General features: G+C 55.7%; 17 protein-coding genes and 1 tRNA gene. 5 read left to right on the top strand and 13 right to left on the bottom strand.

Annotation, left to right across the window (positions count from 1 at the left end):
• Positions 1-646: 646 nt before the first annotated feature.
• A tRNA-Met gene (locus NIZ92_RS05455) sits at positions 647-723 on the top strand.
• 7 nt (positions 724-730) lie between these two features.
• Here NIZ92_RS05455 and NIZ92_RS05450 read toward each other — a convergent pair.
• On the bottom strand, positions 731-907 hold the full coding sequence (locus tag NIZ92_RS05450) for a hypothetical protein (protein ID WP_254002828.1): 177 nt from the start codon (positions 905-907) through the stop codon (positions 731-733).
• 375 nt (positions 908-1282) lie between these two features.
• On the opposite strand from NIZ92_RS05450, the gene NIZ92_RS05445 reads away from it, so the two are divergent.
• Positions 1283-1645, top strand: coding sequence for a hypothetical protein (locus NIZ92_RS05445; protein ID WP_083053988.1), 363 nt, complete (start codon positions 1283-1285; stop codon positions 1643-1645).
• A 73-nt stretch (positions 1646-1718) separates the two neighbouring features.
• Positions 1719-2744, top strand: a complete 1026-nt coding sequence (locus tag NIZ92_RS05440; RefSeq protein WP_254002827.1) for a DUF3829 domain-containing protein — start codon at positions 1719-1721, stop codon at positions 2742-2744.
• Between the two features lie 131 nt (positions 2745-2875).
• Here the strand turns inward: NIZ92_RS05440 and NIZ92_RS05435 are convergent, their stop codons facing one another.
• Positions 2876-3841 carry a hypothetical protein gene (locus tag NIZ92_RS05435; RefSeq protein ID WP_254002826.1) on the bottom strand — a complete coding sequence of 322 codons (966 nt, stop codon included), beginning with the start codon at positions 3839-3841 and terminating at the stop codon, positions 2876-2878.
• A gap of 140 nt (positions 3842-3981) precedes the next feature.
• Between NIZ92_RS05435 and NIZ92_RS05430 the strand changes: the two genes are divergently transcribed.
• Entirely contained in the window at positions 3982-5124 is a 1143-nt protein-coding gene (locus tag NIZ92_RS05430) for a GNAT family N-acetyltransferase (protein WP_254002825.1), read from the top strand.
• Positions 5125-5127: 3 nt separating this feature from the next.
• Here NIZ92_RS05430 and phaR read toward each other — a convergent pair whose 3' ends face one another.
• The 5 genes from phaR to NIZ92_RS05405 form a co-directional block, all read right to left on the bottom strand.
• Positions 5128-5670: a polyhydroxyalkanoate synthesis repressor PhaR gene (gene phaR, locus NIZ92_RS05425; protein ID WP_009457627.1), complete on the bottom strand. Its 543-nt coding sequence runs from the start codon at positions 5668-5670 to the stop codon at positions 5128-5130.
• A gap of 59 nt (positions 5671-5729) precedes the next feature.
• A complete protein-coding gene (phbB, locus tag NIZ92_RS05420) occupies positions 5730-6467 on the bottom strand; it encodes an acetoacetyl-CoA reductase (RefSeq protein WP_009457629.1) in 738 nt (245 codons plus the stop codon).
• 124 nt (positions 6468-6591) lie between these two features.
• Entirely contained in the window at positions 6592-8223 is a 1632-nt protein-coding gene (phaC, locus tag NIZ92_RS05415; RefSeq protein WP_060185736.1) for an alpha/beta hydrolase, read from the bottom strand.
• 142 nt (positions 8224-8365) lie between these two features.
• A complete protein-coding gene (gene pgeF, locus NIZ92_RS05410; RefSeq protein WP_254002824.1) occupies positions 8366-9133 on the bottom strand; it encodes a peptidoglycan editing factor PgeF in 768 nt (255 codons plus the stop codon).
• Entirely contained in the window at positions 9115-10080 is a 966-nt protein-coding gene (locus NIZ92_RS05405) for an RluA family pseudouridine synthase (protein WP_026484310.1), read from the bottom strand. Before NIZ92_RS05405 ends, pgeF begins: the two co-directional genes overlap by 19 nt.
• A 95-nt stretch (positions 10081-10175) precedes the next feature.
• On the opposite strand from NIZ92_RS05405, the gene NIZ92_RS05400 reads away from it, so the two are divergent.
• The gene (locus NIZ92_RS05400) at positions 10176-10973 is read left to right on the top strand and encodes an outer membrane protein assembly factor BamD (protein WP_170978632.1); all 798 of its coding nucleotides are present in this window, start codon (positions 10176-10178) and stop codon (positions 10971-10973) included.
• 253 nt (positions 10974-11226) lie between these two features.
• On the opposite strand, the gene NIZ92_RS05395 is transcribed toward NIZ92_RS05400, so the two are convergent.
• From NIZ92_RS05395 to NIZ92_RS05370, 6 genes are read right to left on the bottom strand one after another with little or no spacing between them, the layout of a single operon-like run.
• Positions 11227-11907: a TetR/AcrR family transcriptional regulator gene (locus tag NIZ92_RS05395; protein WP_051316344.1), complete on the bottom strand. Its 681-nt coding sequence runs from the start codon at positions 11905-11907 to the stop codon at positions 11227-11229.
• Between the two features lie 51 nt (positions 11908-11958).
• A complete protein-coding gene (locus tag NIZ92_RS05390) occupies positions 11959-13254 on the bottom strand; it encodes a TRAP transporter large permease (protein WP_035270793.1) in 1296 nt (431 codons plus the stop codon).
• 2 nt (positions 13255-13256) lie between these two features.
• Positions 13257-13763: a TRAP transporter small permease gene (locus NIZ92_RS05385; protein WP_251196112.1), complete on the bottom strand. Its 507-nt coding sequence runs from the start codon at positions 13761-13763 to the stop codon at positions 13257-13259.
• A gap of 20 nt (positions 13764-13783) precedes the next feature.
• Positions 13784-14776, bottom strand: coding sequence for a TRAP transporter substrate-binding protein DctP (gene dctP / locus NIZ92_RS05380; protein ID WP_035270797.1), 993 nt, complete (start codon positions 14774-14776; stop codon positions 13784-13786).
• 48 nt (positions 14777-14824) lie between these two features.
• Positions 14825-16150, bottom strand: coding sequence for an FAD-binding oxidoreductase (locus tag NIZ92_RS05375; RefSeq protein WP_115634082.1), 1326 nt, complete (start codon positions 16148-16150; stop codon positions 14825-14827).
• Positions 16147-16512 carry an ethanolamine utilization protein EutQ gene (locus NIZ92_RS05370; RefSeq protein WP_235332468.1) on the bottom strand — a complete coding sequence of 122 codons (366 nt, stop codon included), beginning with the start codon at positions 16510-16512 and terminating at the stop codon, positions 16147-16149. The genes NIZ92_RS05375 and NIZ92_RS05370 overlap by 4 nt, the downstream gene beginning before the upstream one ends.
• Positions 16513-16562 lie beyond the last annotated feature (50 nt).

Below are 16562 nucleotides of genomic sequence, written 5' to 3'. Positions count from 1 at the left end.
ATCCGAATCACCATCGTCGCCATCATCGGGCCTTTTTGCATCGGGCCGGACGCGCACACAAGCCCGCCGCCCTGGCTCAAACCAGAAACAGCCGCTTTAAAAGCAATTAAAAATGTTGTGTAAGCACACATGCTGATGATGAGTATGTCCGCAAGCCCTATCGGACTGGATTTGAATTGGCGCTCCGGATTGGCGGAACGCGAAAACAGCACAACAACGTTTGGGGCAATAACTGATCGGGGCGACAGGTCTACATTGTCAAATGCCAACATCAAGGCACCAACAGACCACCGCAGGGCTTATCGATTGCCTAAACCTGAAGCAAAGCCAGAAACAGAGAAATTCGTTTTGCCGGGACATCCCGCCTAGTAGGGGAGCCGACTGCTATCAAAGCCAGATGCCAGCCATCAAGAACTGGTCGCTATACAGGAAGCCGCTTGCGCGTTTGAACTTTTTGAAATGCCAGTCCGGCTGAACCTGTAAGCACAGTTCGTATTACACCATTGCGACCAGCAAGACGCAAGAAAATTGAGGATCGTTTTATCCAGCCTTTATGCCCCTTCCAGCGGCAATCGCCAAATATTGATGAAATAAACACGCCACACTATGTACATAATCAAAAACTATGTTATAGTTACTTTTCTGACGCGGGGTGGAGCAGCATGGTAGCTCGTCGGGCTCATAACCCGAAGGTCGTAGGTTCAAATCCTGCCCCCGCAACCAAATTCATTTATCGGCTTCTTGCAGATAAATTTAAAAAAACCGGATTTATTCCGGTTTTTTTTATGCCTGTTATTTTTAAATAGTCCGGCTTCGTCAAAACAATAAACAAGGCGAACCCAAGACAAGCCCCCCCTTCCTGCAGTAACTCCCATCCCGCCAGTACGCCCCCATCTACTTCAAGCACGAAATTTTCTTGACGGCCGCAGTCTCACCGTGCGATAAACCTTCCCGTGCGGGTGATTAGCCAGCTTGAGCATGACCAGAACACAGAATAACAAGTCAGCTCCAGCCCCTCTAATCGTGCTTCAAAACCCGTCAATCAGCTTATCTGTGCGTGAACACAGTGGCATCCCGTGGGTGCCGCCAACGCTGTACGTGCACGATCCACAGCCAAGCTGAGTTTCAAGAAAGACGACATCCCTTATGAAAGCCAGGCCGCCTCTTCTCCAGCGCTGGAGCAAGCGCGTGCCTGCGTGATCCTGGGACAAGTCGTACTTTTTCTGCAGTCAATCAAAAACAACCGGAACTGGCTGGAGACAGCCGACTAAAGGATCAAGACATGAAACTAGTACCAGCAACCGCAGGTGCCGCCCTGGCCTTGCTGATGGCCAGCACCAGCACCTTTGCCGCCACCACCTATTTGACTTGCGAGTTTGCCGACCCCTCTGGCAAGCCCCAGGTCTTCAATTTCGCCCTGGATCAAGAGGCTGGCACCTTTGGGGTGTACGTTCCTGCTTCGGGCAGCGAAAGAATGGAACGAGGCACCTTTGCCGACAACAAGGCCAGCCTGAATGAAGGCGCGATTGCTTGGGAAATTGACCTGGCAAGCGGCACCATCATCCGTGATCGCCGCATGGTAGGCGAGAAAGATCAGGGCAGTTGCAGCGCCATTTCCGCCGAACGCAGCGGCTTCGAGCAGTAATCCCCCTCTCCCCCAAAAGACATGTCTCTGCCCCCTCTCCAGGGGCAGCGCAGCTTATCTCTACAGCGCGAAAATGAAGAAACTTACAAGTATTGTGATCCTGGGCGCGATCGGTATTGCCGTCGGGGCCTACGCCAGTGGCCAATTCAATACCTGGCTGCCACAGGAAATGAAGGTCGGCACCTCCAGCAGCTCCCTTCTGGGTAATGGTGAGGTCAACCTGCAAAAACAGGATATGCAACTGGCCGAAAAACTGCAGCCAGTGATTGCCTGCCTGAATGACGTTGCCGGCCCCTTGAGCCAGCACGCCCAGAACTACATCAAGGAATATCAACACCTTGTCGCCACGCCTGGCTCTACCCGCATTGCCGCCAGCTTCAAGATCAAGGTGTACGAGCAGAACAACTCCATCTCGCGCGAATGCATCACCCAAATGCGCAATGCCATCGCCATGCCGCCAGCAGACGCTGGACTGGACAAGCCTGGTCAAGTGTTTGCTGACACGCTGGAAAAGCTGATTCCCGTCATGAATGAAGCGGATCTCTATTACAGTCGCAAGGACAATATTGACGACCAGATGAAGAAAGGCCGCAAGCTGGACGAGCAGATCATGCCTCTGTTCATCAGCTTCTTTGATGCGGAAGACACGCTCAGACAAACAGTCTCGGAGCGCAATCACAGTCTGCGGGAAAAACAGCTGGTAGCGATTGAAGAGGCTTACGGCACCGAGAACTTTGCTTGGCACACGCTGAATGTCTCTCTGGCCGCCCGCCGCGCCGTTGATGCCATCAGCACGTTGGCAGAGTCCGAGCAGCTCACTGGCCAGTCCATCGAGAAAATCGAGCAAGCGTATCAAGCCGCCTTCGACAAGGCTGATGCCTTTGCCAAAGCACATCCCGACACCAAAACGCAGCTGGGCAACGCGCCCAAGTGGTTTGCCCTGTCCAGCAACTTCAATACCTTCCTGGTGGGCTTGAAGGATCTGCGCCGAGCCCTGGCATCGGACGCAAAGCAAGCCAATGTGGAGTACCAGCTCTCCAAGCTGGAGAACGACTACAACAGCATGATCAGAAACTACAACATGCTACCCGACGCCTGACGAAACCAGGCTAAGGGCTGCGTTTTCCGTAAGCAGGAGAGCGCAGCCTGCGCACTGGCAATGGCAGACCCCAAGCAAGATGGGGTTGGTCCGGTATTACAGGGCCTCCCGCCACCAGGGCCAAACGCTCATTAGCGCGCCGCGTCATCCTTGCGAAGATCGAAAAACCGCAAACCATCACGCAGACGATCACGCAGCCAGACATAGACAGACGGGGCTTCTTGCCCTGTATTGAATCTGGCTTGCACCTTCATGCCAGACATCAATTTACGCACCTGATCCACAGACAAGCCAGACTCCAGACGTGCCGCTGGCCAAGGGGGATCCATTGTCATATTCAACGACAAGCGCCCTTGAGGCGCGGGGAGCTGAGCAATAAATGCCAGCAAGGCATCACGGCTGTCCCGATCCGCCACCGAGTCAGGCATCAACTGCACAGAAGTGCGTGCGGCCAGCAAGGCCTTCTCAATTCCGGGGCGCGGGTCTTCGTACATGCTCATGTTCATCACCAACGCAGGCATGATCATGGACTGGATCAGATTCTGATTATCCAGGTACAGATTCAGACTTTTAAGCTCTGCCTGCTCAAGATCATCGGCACCCAAGGGGCGTCCTGCGGCCGACTCAATCCCGAATTGCGCCTGAGCACGAACCTCACGCAGGTACTGACTACGCAGTCGAACCTGCTCCAAATTCAATTGTGCCGAGGCCGAGTCCCACTTGTACTTGAAAGTAAAATCCATAGGCTTGGCTTGCAGGCGCATTACGTAGTCCTGCCCTGGCAAACGTCCCGTCAGAACATAGATCCCGCTTACTTGTAGATCCATGGAGTCTGGAATAACTTGCCGCTCGGACAAGGATGCCAAGCCTTCATCACGCAAGACCAGCTCATCAAAGGCCAGCAGCATTGACGAAAAACCGGCCGACCATTGTCCATTCCGAACCAGACAAGCCCCCTCCTGATCCTGCATCTGCAGCTCGTCGCCGGATTGCGGCTGTAAAGCGACATAATTACGCAAATACTCACAAGCAGGACCCGCTTGAGCCGAACCTGCCAGCACCATCCACGTACCCAGCGCCAAGGTAATTTTCTTCATGAATTCCTCTTATTGGGCAAGCGCTGGCAACAATACCAATCAAGCCTTCCCTTTGTGTGAAACGCTGGCTAGTATACAAAGCCGTCAGGGTCTATGCCCTAGCCCTGTTTCAAGTTGAGCTTACCGACGTACTCCTTGCCATGGTCAGCACTGAACCGATCCAATTTTCACTTTGCACACAGCTGAGTCAGCTCGACGCAGCACACTGGGACGCGCTCTCTGGCCATCACCTGTTGCTCAGTCATGCTTTTCTGACGTCATTGGACGAAGCTGGCTGCGCCATTCCACAGACAGGCTGGTCGCCACATTACCTCTTGATGCATCGTGGACAGACGCTGTGTGGTGCCGTGCCCCTGTATCTGAAGCACCATTCGCGCGGCGAGTATGTGTTTGATCAGGGCTGGGCTCAGGCTTATCAACGCCATGGGCTGGACTATTACCCCAAGCTCCTGTGTGCCATCCCCTTTACACCCGTCAGCGGCCCTCGCCTGCTGGCCCACACCCAGGAGGACCGCGTACTGCTGGCCAGGCAACTGATCCAGCTGACGCAAAGTAATCAGCTGTCCTCTGTGCATGTCCTGTTCCCGAATCCAGAGGACAGGCAAGCTCTGGAGCAGGCGGGCTTCATGATTCGCCACGATGTGCAGTTTCACTGGCAAAACCAGAACTACGCCAGCTACGAAGACTTCCTGGCTTCCCTGACCCAACAAAAGCGCAAAAAAATGCGACAGGACAGCCGCAAGGTTTACGAGCAGGGGCTGTCCTTTGAGCACAAACAGGGTCAGGAGATTAGCGAGCAGAACCTGGACTACTTTTACCAGTGCTATGCCAACACCTATCAGGAGCGCGGACAACACCCCTATCTGAATCGGGATTTCTTTGCGCGCCTGCACGAACATCTACCCGACTCTCTGGTACTGATTCTGGCGCAACAAGATGGGCAAGATGTAGCCTGCGCCCTGTCGCTGCGGGACGGACACACACTTTATGGACGTTACTGGGGCTGTACTCGATACGTGCCAGGCCTGCATTTCGAGACCTGCTACAACCAGGCAATTCAGTTCTGCATTGCGCAGCAACTGCGTTTCTTTGAAGGCGGTGCTCAAGGGGAGCATAAGCTCTCGCGAGGTTTGCTGCCCACTCCCACCAGCTCGGCGCACTGGATTGCTGACCCCCGCTTTGCCCACGCCATTGAAGAGTTCCTGCATGAAGAAGCGGGCCATGTGGCCCGCTATCAGGAAGCATTAAGCAGCCATACCCCGTTTAAAACGCTAGCAGGCTAAAAATCAGTCTTTCTTGTCTTTGCCTGGTGGCGCAAAGGGAAAGACCGAGAACATTTGCCGGGTCTGATCCTGCATCTGGTCCTGCATTTGCACGAACAGATTCTTGCTTTGATCGATATAGCTGTTCATGACGGTTTGCATCACAGGCGCCTGTATGCTCATGAATTGCGCCCAGGCTTCGGGGCCGAACTGACCGCCGTAGACGCCTTTGGACTGTTCGGTCATGCGCTCCTGGATTTCCATGAAGGCCTGAATGTTCTTTTCCAGATACGAGCCCATCACCCCCTGCATGGCATTGCCATAAAAGCGGATGATCTGCATCAGCACCGGAGTGGAGAACATGGGGATACCCCCGCTTTCTTCCTCAAGAATGATCTGCAACAGAATACTGCGCGTCAGGTCCTCGCCGCTTTTGGCATCGACGACCGCGAACTCCTCTCCTGACAGGACCAGTTGCTTGACATCGACCATAGTGATGTAAGCGCTGGCCTGCGTGTCGTACAAGCGACGATTGGGGTATTTCTTGATGAGTCGAGGGGATCCCATGCTGGTGCTTACTTCCTAATCAATAAATCAAAAACACGCGCTATGCACTGCAACAAGCCTTAGCTCATGTGCAAGCCACCGTTCAAGGAGAAATCCGCACCCGTGGCAAAGCCGGAATCACCCGAGGCCAGCCAGGCCACCATGGAGCCAATTTCATCCGGTGTACCCAAACGGCCCACTGGAATGGTCGCCACGATTTTCTCCAGAACGTCGGGGCGAATCGCACGCACCATGTCCGTACCAATATAACCGGGGGAAATAGTATTGACCGTCACCCCCTTATTGGCAACCTCCTGGGCAAGAGCCATGGTAAAGCCGTGGATCCCGGCTTTAGCCGTGGAGTAGTTGGTCTGGCCAAACTGCCCTTTCTGCCCGTTTACTGAACTGATGTTGATGATGCGGCCCCATTGGCGCTCTACCATGCCATCAATAACTTGTTTGGTCACGTTGAACAGGCTGTTCAGGTTGGTGTCGATTACCGCACGCCAGTCTTCCTGGCTCATTTTACGGAAGGTACCGTCGCGTGTAATCCCGGCATTATTGACCAGAACATCCACACGACCAAAATCGGCAAATACCTTTTTAAACGTCTCAACGGTCGAGTCCCAGTCTGCTACGTTGCCCACCGAAGCATGAAATGTGTAGCCCAGCTCGGCCTGCTCACCCAACCATTTCTGAAAATCACGGTTGGGGCCGCAGCCTGCAATAACGGTAAAACCGTCTTTGGCCAGACGCTGACAAATGACTGTCCCTATCCCTCCCATACCACCAGTGACGTAAGCTACTTTGCTGCTCATATACTTCTCCTGAAAGGGGTGACAAAGCTCGATCCCTGGGCCGGCCCGGGCAATGAAAAAGCCTGGCGTCGGGATAATGGAAACAGGCAAACCGCCCTGCTCCCGAAACCTGAAAAATTGAAAATTAACTGGCGCGCACTTTCACATAACTGCCGGGCGCATCCTCCAGCACGGGATAACGCGCATGGCCCAGACGACGTTTTGCGCGACGCCGCGTACCCGACAAGGGTGCAAGCCACGCAATCCAATCGGACCACCAGCTACCAGGTACGGACTGAGCCCGCTCCATATACTGCTGGGCATCCAGCGTGGCGACTGGCTCGCCATCTTGCAGCACCCAGTAATTACGGCGCTGCTTGGCAGGCGGATTGATCACGCCTGCGATATGGCCCGAAGCTCCCAGCACAAAACGATGCTGAGCCGCAGGCAGTGCCTGCAAGGACGCATAGGCCGACTGCCAGGGCACGATATGGTCTTCTTTGGAGCCATACAGGTACACAGGCAAATCCAGTTGGCTCAGATCGGCGCGGTGCGCCCCCACGGGGACACCACCTTTTTGAACCAGACGATTTTCCAGATAGGTGTTGCGCAAATACCAGGTAAAGAAAGGACCGGGCAAATGGGTGCCGTCGGAGTTCCAGTACAGCAAGTCAAAGGCAGGTGGTTTTTTACCCTGCAAGTAGTTACTGTTCACATAGTTCCAAACCAGCTCGGCGGGGCGCAGGAAAGAAAAGGTACTGGCCAGCTCACGGGCATTGAGCAATCCGCCCTGCCCCAACTGCCATTCCCGAAACGCAACCTGTGCTTCGTCGATAAAGACATTCAGCATGCCCACGTCGGTGAAATCCAACATGGTGGTCAGCAAGGTCATGGAAGCGGCTGGGTCCTGACCTTTATCGCGTGCCAGTGCCAAAGCGCTGGCCAGCAAGGTGCCACCGATACAAAAGCCCAGCGTATTGATTTTTTCCTGGCCCGACAGCTCCTGGCTGACACGAATCGCCTCCAGCACGCCCTGCTCCAGATAATCCTGCCAACTCAGTGCATGGATATGGGCCGCGTCATTCGGCTGGGGATTGCGCCAGGACATCAGATATACCGTCAGCCCCTGATCCAGAGCGTGGCGTACAAAGGAATTCTCCGGCTGCAGGTCCAGAATGTAGAACTTGTTAATGCAAGGCGGCACGATCAGCAAGGGCACGGCATGGACCATGCTGGTAGTAGGTGCGTATTGAATCAGTTGAAAAATATCGTTCTGGAACACCACGGCACCGGGGGTGGTACCCACGTTTTGCCCCAGTTGAAACTGGCTTTCATCCGTTTGTGTCAGACGGCCTTTTTGCCAGTCGTCCATAAAATTGGACATCCCTTCCAGCACGGACTGGCCGCCCGTATCCATCATGGTTTGCAGGGCCTGGGGGTTGAGCATCAAATAGTTGCTGGGCGACATGGCCTCAGCCCACTGCATCATGGAAAAGCTCAGGCGCTCACGCTGCGCGGCTTCCAGCTCCATCGAGTCCAGCATCTCGTTCATGGCCTGAACGCTAAGCTGCCAGATATGGGCATTGAACAAGGCGGTGGGATTGCTCTGCCAGGCGGCATCCGCAAACCGGCGATCCTGGGGAGGTGGCAAGGCACCGCGCTGGGCCTGGTCCCACAACTCCTGCCACTGTTGCATATAACGAGCTTGCAGTTCAGCACAGCGGGTGGCATCGATCGGTTTGCCAAAACCTTGAAAAGCTCTGTTGTTACTCGACATCTGCCACCTGTAAACGAATTGCAAATACGCTTAGAGCATGACGTTCGTAACAAAAGCAGTCAATTGGGGTAATTAATTAGGCTGGCACGCCAATAGACGGAATTAAAGATTCCATATCGTATTTAATACGATCAAAAAACCGTTAAAGCAGGTTCAAGCGAGCAATGGTGGCTTGTCGGCCGGTCAAGGGCGAGCGGCGGTAGGAATAAAACAATCCATTCTCTTGAAACGTACACAAGCCACTTAAGTGCACGGTCATTTTTCCAGGGCTTAATTTTTCCAAACGGTGGCGGGCAATACCGGGCAAATCCGCCTGCCATTTTCCAGGACGCTTTCCCTGAATAAAAAAGGCGGCCAATTCCGGCTCATCCTGAACATAGGCATCAAAGACCTCCTGCCCGACTTCGAAGTGCTCCTGACTGATTGCCGGACCAATCCAGGCTTGCCAGGATTGCGCCTGGGGACAACGGGCGGCCATCGCCTGCCAGGTACGCTCCAGGACTCCGGCTTGCAGACCACGCCAACCGGCATGGGCCACACCCAATACCTGAGATTGCTCGTCCCAGATCACCACCGGCAGGCAATCGGCGGTCAGAATGGCCAGGGTACGATCCCGGCGTGTAGTGATGGCAGCATCAAACTCTCTGGGCACGGCAGGCAACACATCCTGATCTGCATCCAGCACATCTGTGCCGTGTACCTGTGCCAGCCAGACTGGCTCCGAAGCCAGGAAGTCCGCCAGCCGCTGGCGATTTACCTGCACCCGCTCCGGATCGTCGCCGGTATTCAGGCCCAGATTCAGGCTGTCACGCTCGTCCTGGCTGACGCCCCCAGCCCGAGTCGTACAGAAATAAAGCAGCCCCGCTTGTTCGGGGCCGCTAACACCAGGAATCAGCTTTGAGTGTGCCATTCAATCGCCTCTGCAACAGACTGATAGTCAGACGGTGGCTCCGCCGAGAAGCGACGGCGCTCGCCCGTATCGGGATCATCAAACTCCAGCACATGGGCATGCAGCATTTGGCGCTGCGCCCCCGCGACAACGCGGCCACCATATAAGGTATCGGCCAGCAGAGGATGCTTGATTGAGCTCAGGTGGACACGAATCTGGTGGGTACGCCCTGTCTCCAGTCGGCAAGCCACCTCGGTCACCGCTTCCTCGCCTGCATAACCCTGACGCAACATTTGATAATGCGTTACAGCATGCTTGGGAGCGACGGACGGCCCAGTACTCATGCGCACTGGCACGCGCAAATCGCGTCCAATCGGCTCATCGACCGAGCCCTGGCCCGGCAAGACGCCATGGACCAACGCCAGATACTGGCGTCCCATGCTACGCTCTTGCAGTTGTCGGACAAAATGAGTTTGTGCGACTTCCGTGCGGGCCACGACCAGCAAGCCGGAAGTGTCTTTGTCCAACCGGTGTACAACACCGGCACGGGGTACCTGACGCAGATTGGGGAAGCGAAACAGCAAACCATTGAGCAAAGTGCCACGCCAGTTACCCGCGCCAGGATGCGTGACCAGACCCACTGGCTTGTTAACCACCAGCCAGGAGTCGCTTTGAGCCACAATCTCGAAGTCCACGTCATCGGGTTCGAAGGCCATGTCTTCTGGGGCCTGTTGCTCCCAGACCAGCACGGTATCACCGGGGTAAACCGTATGCTTGACCTTGACGGCCTGGCCGTTGACGAGAACATGCCCACTCTCGACCCAGGACTGTAGACGGCTGCGCGAATGCTGTGGCAGTAAACGCGCTAAGGTCTTGTCCAGACGGTCGGGAGACGCAGTGATGGGAAGGATAAAACGCAGTGCGTCGGAAGAAACAACACTATCTTTTTCAGTATCTGTGTCAGGCATGGCGACAAATCATATAATTGAGCAGCAATGCTAACACCAAGGACGCTTTTGTGACTCGCCTGAACCTGAACTTGCCACGTATTCGTGGTACCAAGCTGGCCCACGTAGCCGCATTAATGCTGGCTGCCACTTTGCTTGCTGGCTGCGGCACTACCAAAAAAGAAGTTGACCCTACCTCGGGTTGGACCGCCGAGCGCCTGTATAAAGACGCCCGTGAAGAAATGTCCGCCGGCAACTGGAAAGACGCGCGTACCCGCCTGGAAGCCGTCGAGTCCCGCTACCCCTTTGGCACTTACGCACAGCAATCGCTGATCGACCAAGCCTATATCAACTGGAAAGACGAAGAGCCTGCCAAAGCCCTGGCCGCTATCGACCGCTTCCAGAAGCAATACCCCAGCCACCCCGGTACCGACTACATGCTGTACCTGAAAGGGCTGATCTCCTTTACGCCTCCTAGCGCTGCCCTGTCCAACATTACCCAACAGGACCCCAGCGAGCGTGACCCCAAAGGTCTGCGCGAATCCTACGAAGCCTTTAACGATCTGCTGCAACGCTACCCCAATAGCCGTTACGCACCGGATGCCGCCAAGCGTTTGACCTGGCTGGTCAGCACCATCGCCCAGAACGAAGTGCACGTAGCCGAGTACTACTACAAGCGTGGCGCTTACGTGGCTGCTGTGAACCGTGCGCAAACCGTGATTACGGACTTCAAGGGCGTGCCTATTGCTGAACGCGCGCTGTACTTGATGTACCTGTCCTACGACAAGATGGGTCAAACCGAGCTGCGTGACACCACCAAACGCGTGATGGATCAGAACTTCCCGGACTCCACCTACTTCAAGGACGGTCTGGATGCCAAGGTTAACTACTGGAACCCGATTAACTGGTTCTAAACCTTTAGGCAAAGCAGCATAAAACACAGGCTGCTTTTGTGAAGCGACAATAAAACGTCTCACAGAACGCAGTCAAAAAAAGGCCGAATCCCATACAGGATTCGGCCTTTTTAGTTTTCCGGCTTCAAGCTGATATTCCTTACCAGTCTGCTCTGCCCTGCTCATCAAAACAGTAACGACAAGTCAGGTAGCTCCTTAGCCTGCAGCCATCTAAACACACCCCGCCCCCACAGGCTCCAGAGCCTCCTGAATATCACCCCACCTTCTTGGCATTGTCCTTTTGCACGCTATACATACGCTCTGCAAAAGCCTTGGCCTTGGCTGGGTCCAGGGGCTGGCCTCCCAGAATCTTCATAGTGTCGTCCAGATACACCATGCGGTCTTCCAGCTCTTCCTGCAGGCCAATCAGGTAATAGCCAATCTGACAAAAATACGTCGTCCGGGCTCGGGTCTGGGCTTCAATCTCTTCCACACCCATGCGCTGAAAGAAATTGGCCAAGGCATTCATGCAGGCCTTGTCCGCCCGCGCGACGGCCTGACGCACTCGCTCGGAGCGCCTTGCCCAATCCCGCATGGCCATATCCAGGCCCGGCTCAAAACGGGACACATCCAGCCAAGTGGAGAACAGGGACAACATGCCATCTTGCAGATTGTCCACATTCTCCAGCGCCAACATGGTGGAGCGCATATTCTTTTGTTCCCAGAAACCGACCAACCCATCCAGCAGATCGTCCCTGTCCTTGAAATGCCAATAAAAACTGCCTCGCGTGACGGCCATGACCTGCGCCAGACGAGTGATGCGCACCGCCTCCACGCCTTCCTGCATAAACAGGCGAATGGCCGCCTCCAGCCAGTCCGCCCGCGTCAAATGCACATTGGGCTCGGTCAGCGCGCCGGCCTGGGCCACACGTTCAATCAATTCCTTATCGCTCATATCGCCTGCTTGTAGAGTCGCTTTAGTCGCCAAAGTATACCGGCGCTCCTCTTATAACAGGCCCAGCATTCGTGGAAACGCCAAGGAAACAGCGGGCACGAAGGTGGTGATCAATTGAATCGGAATAGCCACAAACACGATCATGGCGATGGCCGGGCCAAAGGAACGATGTACCGTCACCTTGCTGATACGGCAGGACATGTACAGCACAGGTGCCATCGGCGGGCTGTTGGAACCCACAATCACCGCACACGCCACAATCGCGGCAAACTGTATCGGATTGACATCGGCCACGCCTACCAAAGGCAGCAGCAAGGGAGCCACCACCACGGTCAAGGACACATCGTCAATAATCATGCCCACCAGAATCAGGAACACATTGACCATCAAGAGAATGCCGATGGGGCTATCCACCAGACCCGTCACAAAGGCGGTCAGGTCCTGTGGCACGCCTTGCGCAACCAAAATACGGCCGATCAGAAAGGAGAACAGCAAGATCAGGATAACGGTGCCCGTAGTCTCTGCCGTACGTACGAAGCTGTCACGCAGCTTGCGCAGGGTCAGTTCACGATACACAAAACAGCCGATGCCAATCACCAGCACAACCGCCACCGCCGCAGCTTCCGTGGGTGTGAATACGCCCCCGTAAATACCACCCAGAATCAAGGCGGGAATACACAAGGCGGGCACAGCATAAAGCAAGGTCTTGAGGGAAGAACGACGGGATTGCTCATCAGCAGGCTGTGCAGGCAACTCCTTGAACCAGCGTCCAGCCACCACATAGTTGAACAGCGTCAGCCCGACCATCAACAGAATCCCTGGCCCGATCGTGGCTGCAAAACACGCCACTACCGACTGCTGCGTCACCACCGCGAACAGAATCATGGTGATGGACGGCGGAATCAGAATCCCCAGCAAAGAGGAAATCCCCAGCAAGGCCGCCGAGTACTGACGCGGATAACCGCGCTGCTCCATGGGATCGACCAGAATGGTGCCAATGGACGCCACCGCCGCCGAGGCCGTACCCGAAATCGCCCCGAACACCCCGGAAGCCAGCACCATGCTGGCCCCCATGCCACCACGACGATTCTTGACCAGCATTTCGGCAAAACCCACCAAACGGTGCGCAATCCCGCCTGCCTGCATCAAGTATCCCGCCATGATGAACAAAGGCAAAGCCAGCAGAACCAGAGAGTTCAAGGAACGGAAACCTTGCAGCATCAAGGTGTTCAAGTTGACGTCATACACCAGCGTCAACATCAGCAGCGTGCCCGCAAAGGACCAGGCCACCGGCACCCCGACACCCAGCAGAAACAAGAGCAAGAGAACAGAAAATCCAGCATGCATAATCAATGGCCCCCATGGCGCAAGGCCATCAAAGACTGATAAACATCGCGCAAGGCATACATCAGGCTACCGGCGGCGTTCAGACCAATAGCAGCTTGCGGCACCCAGACAGGAATTCCCAGCTCAGCCATCGTGGTCGAGAACCGGGAACCCCACATGAACATGCGCAAGGTCCAATAGGCAAAAGCCACCACAATGATCAGCACCAGTACGGACACGATGAAACGATGGATAGCACGCGCCCCTGGGGTCTTCAAACGATGCGACAGGTAATCCACCACCAGATGCTGACGGGACTGGCTGGCAATCAAGGCCCCCGTCATATACAGCCAGATCGCCGCCACCATCACAATGGTGTGCACACCGGCTGCCGGCCAATTCAGGTAATAACGTGCGGCCACCACATAGGCCAAACCTGCCGCCACCACAACGCTGGACGCAATGGCCAGCCATTCCAGGGCGATCAGGGTCGGCCCTCGCTTGATCAGAAGGTCCTCACTCACATTCATACTCCCTTGTTCCAAGGTGTTCACTTGAGAGCCGAGGCGTTTTTCTCGATATGGGCCATGATGCTGTCGCCCACTTCAGCGTGCATCGCAGGCCAGACCTTGGCACGCACATGGGTGCCCAAAGCAGCCAGTTGATCCTTGTCGAGCTCAAGGTAGGTTTTACCCAGCGCTTTCCACTTCTCCACAATGGCCGCGTCCGCTACCTGGGCCTTGGAAAACTGATCTTGCATGATGGTGATGGCCGAGGTCTGGATCACTTCCTGCTGCTCGGGCGTCAAGGCTTCCCAGGCTTCCAGGTTCATGGACAGCACACCGGTAATGAACTGCTGCTTGCTGCGCACGTAGTAATCCAGCGTGTCGCGGAAATATTCGTAGTCGTAATAAATGACGTTGGCTGCATCGCCATCCACCACGCCGGTCTGAATTGACGTAAACACTTCGCCCCAGTCAATGGCTGCCGTCTGATAACCCATGGCTTGCACGGACTGCTGCATCATGGAGATTGGGGGGACACGTACCTTGATGTTCCTGGCGTCCTCTACCGTCACCGCATGTTTGCCTTTAGTGGCGACGCCATTGAATCCTTCAGGCCAGGCACCAAAGAACTTCAAGCCGTTCTCTTTGTAGATACCGTCCAGCGTTTCATTCAACCAGCCACCGGGCTGGTACGCGGCCAAGGCTTCTTCCCAGGTGGTGAACATGTAGGGCGTGTAGATCACCGCAATGCGCTTGTCGTAGGAAGTCATGGGCCAGTTCAGCATCAACTGCACATCACCGGCTACATGCTGGTCGAACACCTCTTCCTGACCACCCAACTGGTTTTGATAGAAAACGCGTGGCGACACCGCGCCTTGCGTACCCTCTTTGATCAGCGCAGCCCATTTCTCGATTGCATCACCGCTAGGCGAGCCTTGCGCGCCCGAGTCCGTGGCAATGCGCATGGTCTGTGCGGACACGGTGGCCGCGCTCAGGCTGAACATCACCGTCAGCAAGGTCTTGCTCAAAAGCTTCATAACTCCTCCTGGGTATGTCTTTTAAATTTATTGTTCAAACTTCGGCTATCAGGCTTCCGCCCGGTGCCGCCATAACTCCCAGCCCAAACGGGCCCGGACACCCACATCCAGAAACGGACGTGGCGGCAAGGCATCGGGTTGCCCCAAAGCCTGCATATCGGCAATCAAGGGATTGTCCACACCGCAAGCCAGATCGGCGACCAACATGCCGGAAATCGTGCCCTTGGTCAGACCCACCCCGTTCTGACACACCGCGGAATACACATGCGGTGCCACCTGCCCAAAGCCTGGGGAACCATTACGGGACAGGCAGATAAAGCCGGTCCAGGTGTGTTCCATCTCCACGTTCTTCAGATTCGGGAAACGCTCGTCAAACAGGGTTTTGTGCTCAATGCGCACGCGGCGGCGGCTTTCATCATCACTGCGCAAATTGGGCGCGTAAGTCATGTGCTGGCGGATCAGAATGCGTTGGTCATTGGTGCGACGCATGGTGATGCCCACAAAGGCATTGGCGGGCGTCAAACCCCAGCTGGGCAAACCACCCAATTCGCGCTGCTCGCTTTCTGTCAGGCAACGGGTCAGGCTTGCATGAGCCGCCATCGGCATCAGCTTGCCGCTGTAAAAACCGAACTGCTCGGCGAACACATTCACGGCCAGAATCATCTTGCCTGCACGAACCTTGCCACCGGGGGTTTCCAGCGTGACACCGTCGTCTTGCTGCAAGGACAGCACGGGCGTTTTTTCGTAGACGGTGACGTTGGAAGGCATATTGTCGGCCAGACCACGCGATAGACCCGCCGGGTTCAGCAACACCGTACCGGGGGTGTAAATGCCTGTGCGGAAATGCGTGAACCCCAACTTGTCGTGCAAGGCTTTGCCGTCCAGCCACTCATGCGGTTCCTTCAAGGACTCCAGCACTTGCAGCGTAGGCTTCAAGGTTGTGCGTACGCCTTCCTCCGAAACCGCTGCGTGGAATTTCCCGATGGGGCTCCAGTCGCACTCGATACCGTAACGCTCGACCTGGGTTCTTAAATAAGCAATCGCGGTACGCGCCAGGCGCACATGCGAGCGGGCGGCGTCCAGTTCGCCCATGGAACTGCCGACGTTATGAGGGCTATCAATCGCAAAGCCGGAGTTTCGGCCTTGAGCGCCCTCGCCCACTAGATCGGCCTCCAGCACCACGATGCTGTCACCGGGACGATTCTCTGCCAGGCGACGGGCAGCCGCCAAACCGGCCAGGCCACCGCCGACAATCACCCAATCAGCCTGCACGTCTTTGGCCAGAGCGGGCTTGGGCGTACGGGGAGCCAGGAGCCGACTCCACCCATTGGTCTTGTCGTTCTCCGGCAGACGCGTAATTCTCTTGATGCTCATGCCGTCGTCCGTGCGCTGGCCCAGTTGCTGGGATGCAGGCAGTAATGGATCAGAGCAGATTCTGCTTCATAGATCAGGGGCGTGCCCGCTGGCAACCACACACAATCACGTGGACCGGCTTCCAGAATGCCCTGCGGCGTATGAATGCGCATGCTGCCCTCGATCACCGTCACGACCTCGTCATACAGCACGGTCCATTCGATGCGGGCCTGGTTCAAGCGCGCATACCCCGCCCCCAAAGGCGTCCCATCTTCCTCACCCACGATTTCCGCCAACTGCGCCATCTCCGGTTTTTCCTGTCTGGGCTGAAAGACCAAATCGTCAAAACGCATTACTCGCGGCAAAGTTTTTTCTGTTGTCATGTGGATCACCAAACACAAGTGGTTTTAGAACATACATAGTTGTATGTTGT

Origin of the sequence: Alcaligenes sp. 1735tsa3, from assembly GCF_024134565.1 — a bacterium.
Lineage (GTDB): Bacteria > Pseudomonadota > Gammaproteobacteria > Burkholderiales > Burkholderiaceae_B > Alcaligenes > Alcaligenes phenolicus.
This window is presented reverse-complemented; position numbering and strand designations above follow the sequence as displayed.

What these genes read in the sequence shown, in the direction of transcription:
- NIZ92_RS05445 (WP_083053988.1), top strand. Translation starts at nt 1,283, where the DNA reads ATGAAACTAGTACCAGCAACCGCAGGTGCCGCCCTGGCCTTGCTGATG.
- NIZ92_RS05440 (WP_254002827.1), top strand. Translation starts at nt 1,719, where the DNA reads ATGAAGAAACTTACAAGTATTGTGATCCTGGGCGCGATCGGTATTGCC.
- NIZ92_RS05435 (WP_254002826.1), bottom strand. Translation starts at nt 3,841, where the DNA reads ATGAAGAAAATTACCTTGGCGCTGGGTACGTGGATGGTGCTGGCAGGT.
- NIZ92_RS05430 (WP_254002825.1), top strand. Translation starts at nt 3,982, where the DNA reads ATGGTCAGCACTGAACCGATCCAATTTTCACTTTGCACACAGCTGAGT.
- phaR (WP_009457627.1), bottom strand. Translation starts at nt 5,670, where the DNA reads ATGGGATCCCCTCGACTCATCAAGAAATACCCCAATCGTCGCTTGTAC.
- phbB (WP_009457629.1), bottom strand. Translation starts at nt 6,467, where the DNA reads ATGAGCAGCAAAGTAGCTTACGTCACTGGTGGTATGGGAGGGATAGGG.
- phaC (WP_060185736.1), bottom strand. Translation starts at nt 8,223, where the DNA reads ATGTCGAGTAACAACAGAGCTTTTCAAGGTTTTGGCAAACCGATCGAT.
- pgeF (WP_254002824.1), bottom strand. Translation starts at nt 9,133, where the DNA reads ATGGCACACTCAAAGCTGATTCCTGGTGTTAGCGGCCCCGAACAAGCG.
- NIZ92_RS05405 (WP_026484310.1), bottom strand. Translation starts at nt 10,080, where the DNA reads ATGCCTGACACAGATACTGAAAAAGATAGTGTTGTTTCTTCCGACGCA.
- NIZ92_RS05395 (WP_051316344.1), bottom strand. Translation starts at nt 11,907, where the DNA reads ATGAGCGATAAGGAATTGATTGAACGTGTGGCCCAGGCCGGCGCGCTG.
- NIZ92_RS05390 (WP_035270793.1), bottom strand. Translation starts at nt 13,254, where the DNA reads ATGCATGCTGGATTTTCTGTTCTCTTGCTCTTGTTTCTGCTGGGTGTC.
- NIZ92_RS05385 (WP_251196112.1), bottom strand. Translation starts at nt 13,763, where the DNA reads ATGAATGTGAGTGAGGACCTTCTGATCAAGCGAGGGCCGACCCTGATC.
- dctP (WP_035270797.1), bottom strand. Translation starts at nt 14,776, where the DNA reads ATGAAGCTTTTGAGCAAGACCTTGCTGACGGTGATGTTCAGCCTGAGC.
- NIZ92_RS05375 (WP_115634082.1), bottom strand. Translation starts at nt 16,150, where the DNA reads ATGAGCATCAAGAGAATTACGCGTCTGCCGGAGAACGACAAGACCAAT.
- NIZ92_RS05370 (WP_235332468.1), bottom strand. Translation starts at nt 16,512, where the DNA reads ATGACAACAGAAAAAACTTTGCCGCGAGTAATGCGTTTTGACGATTTG.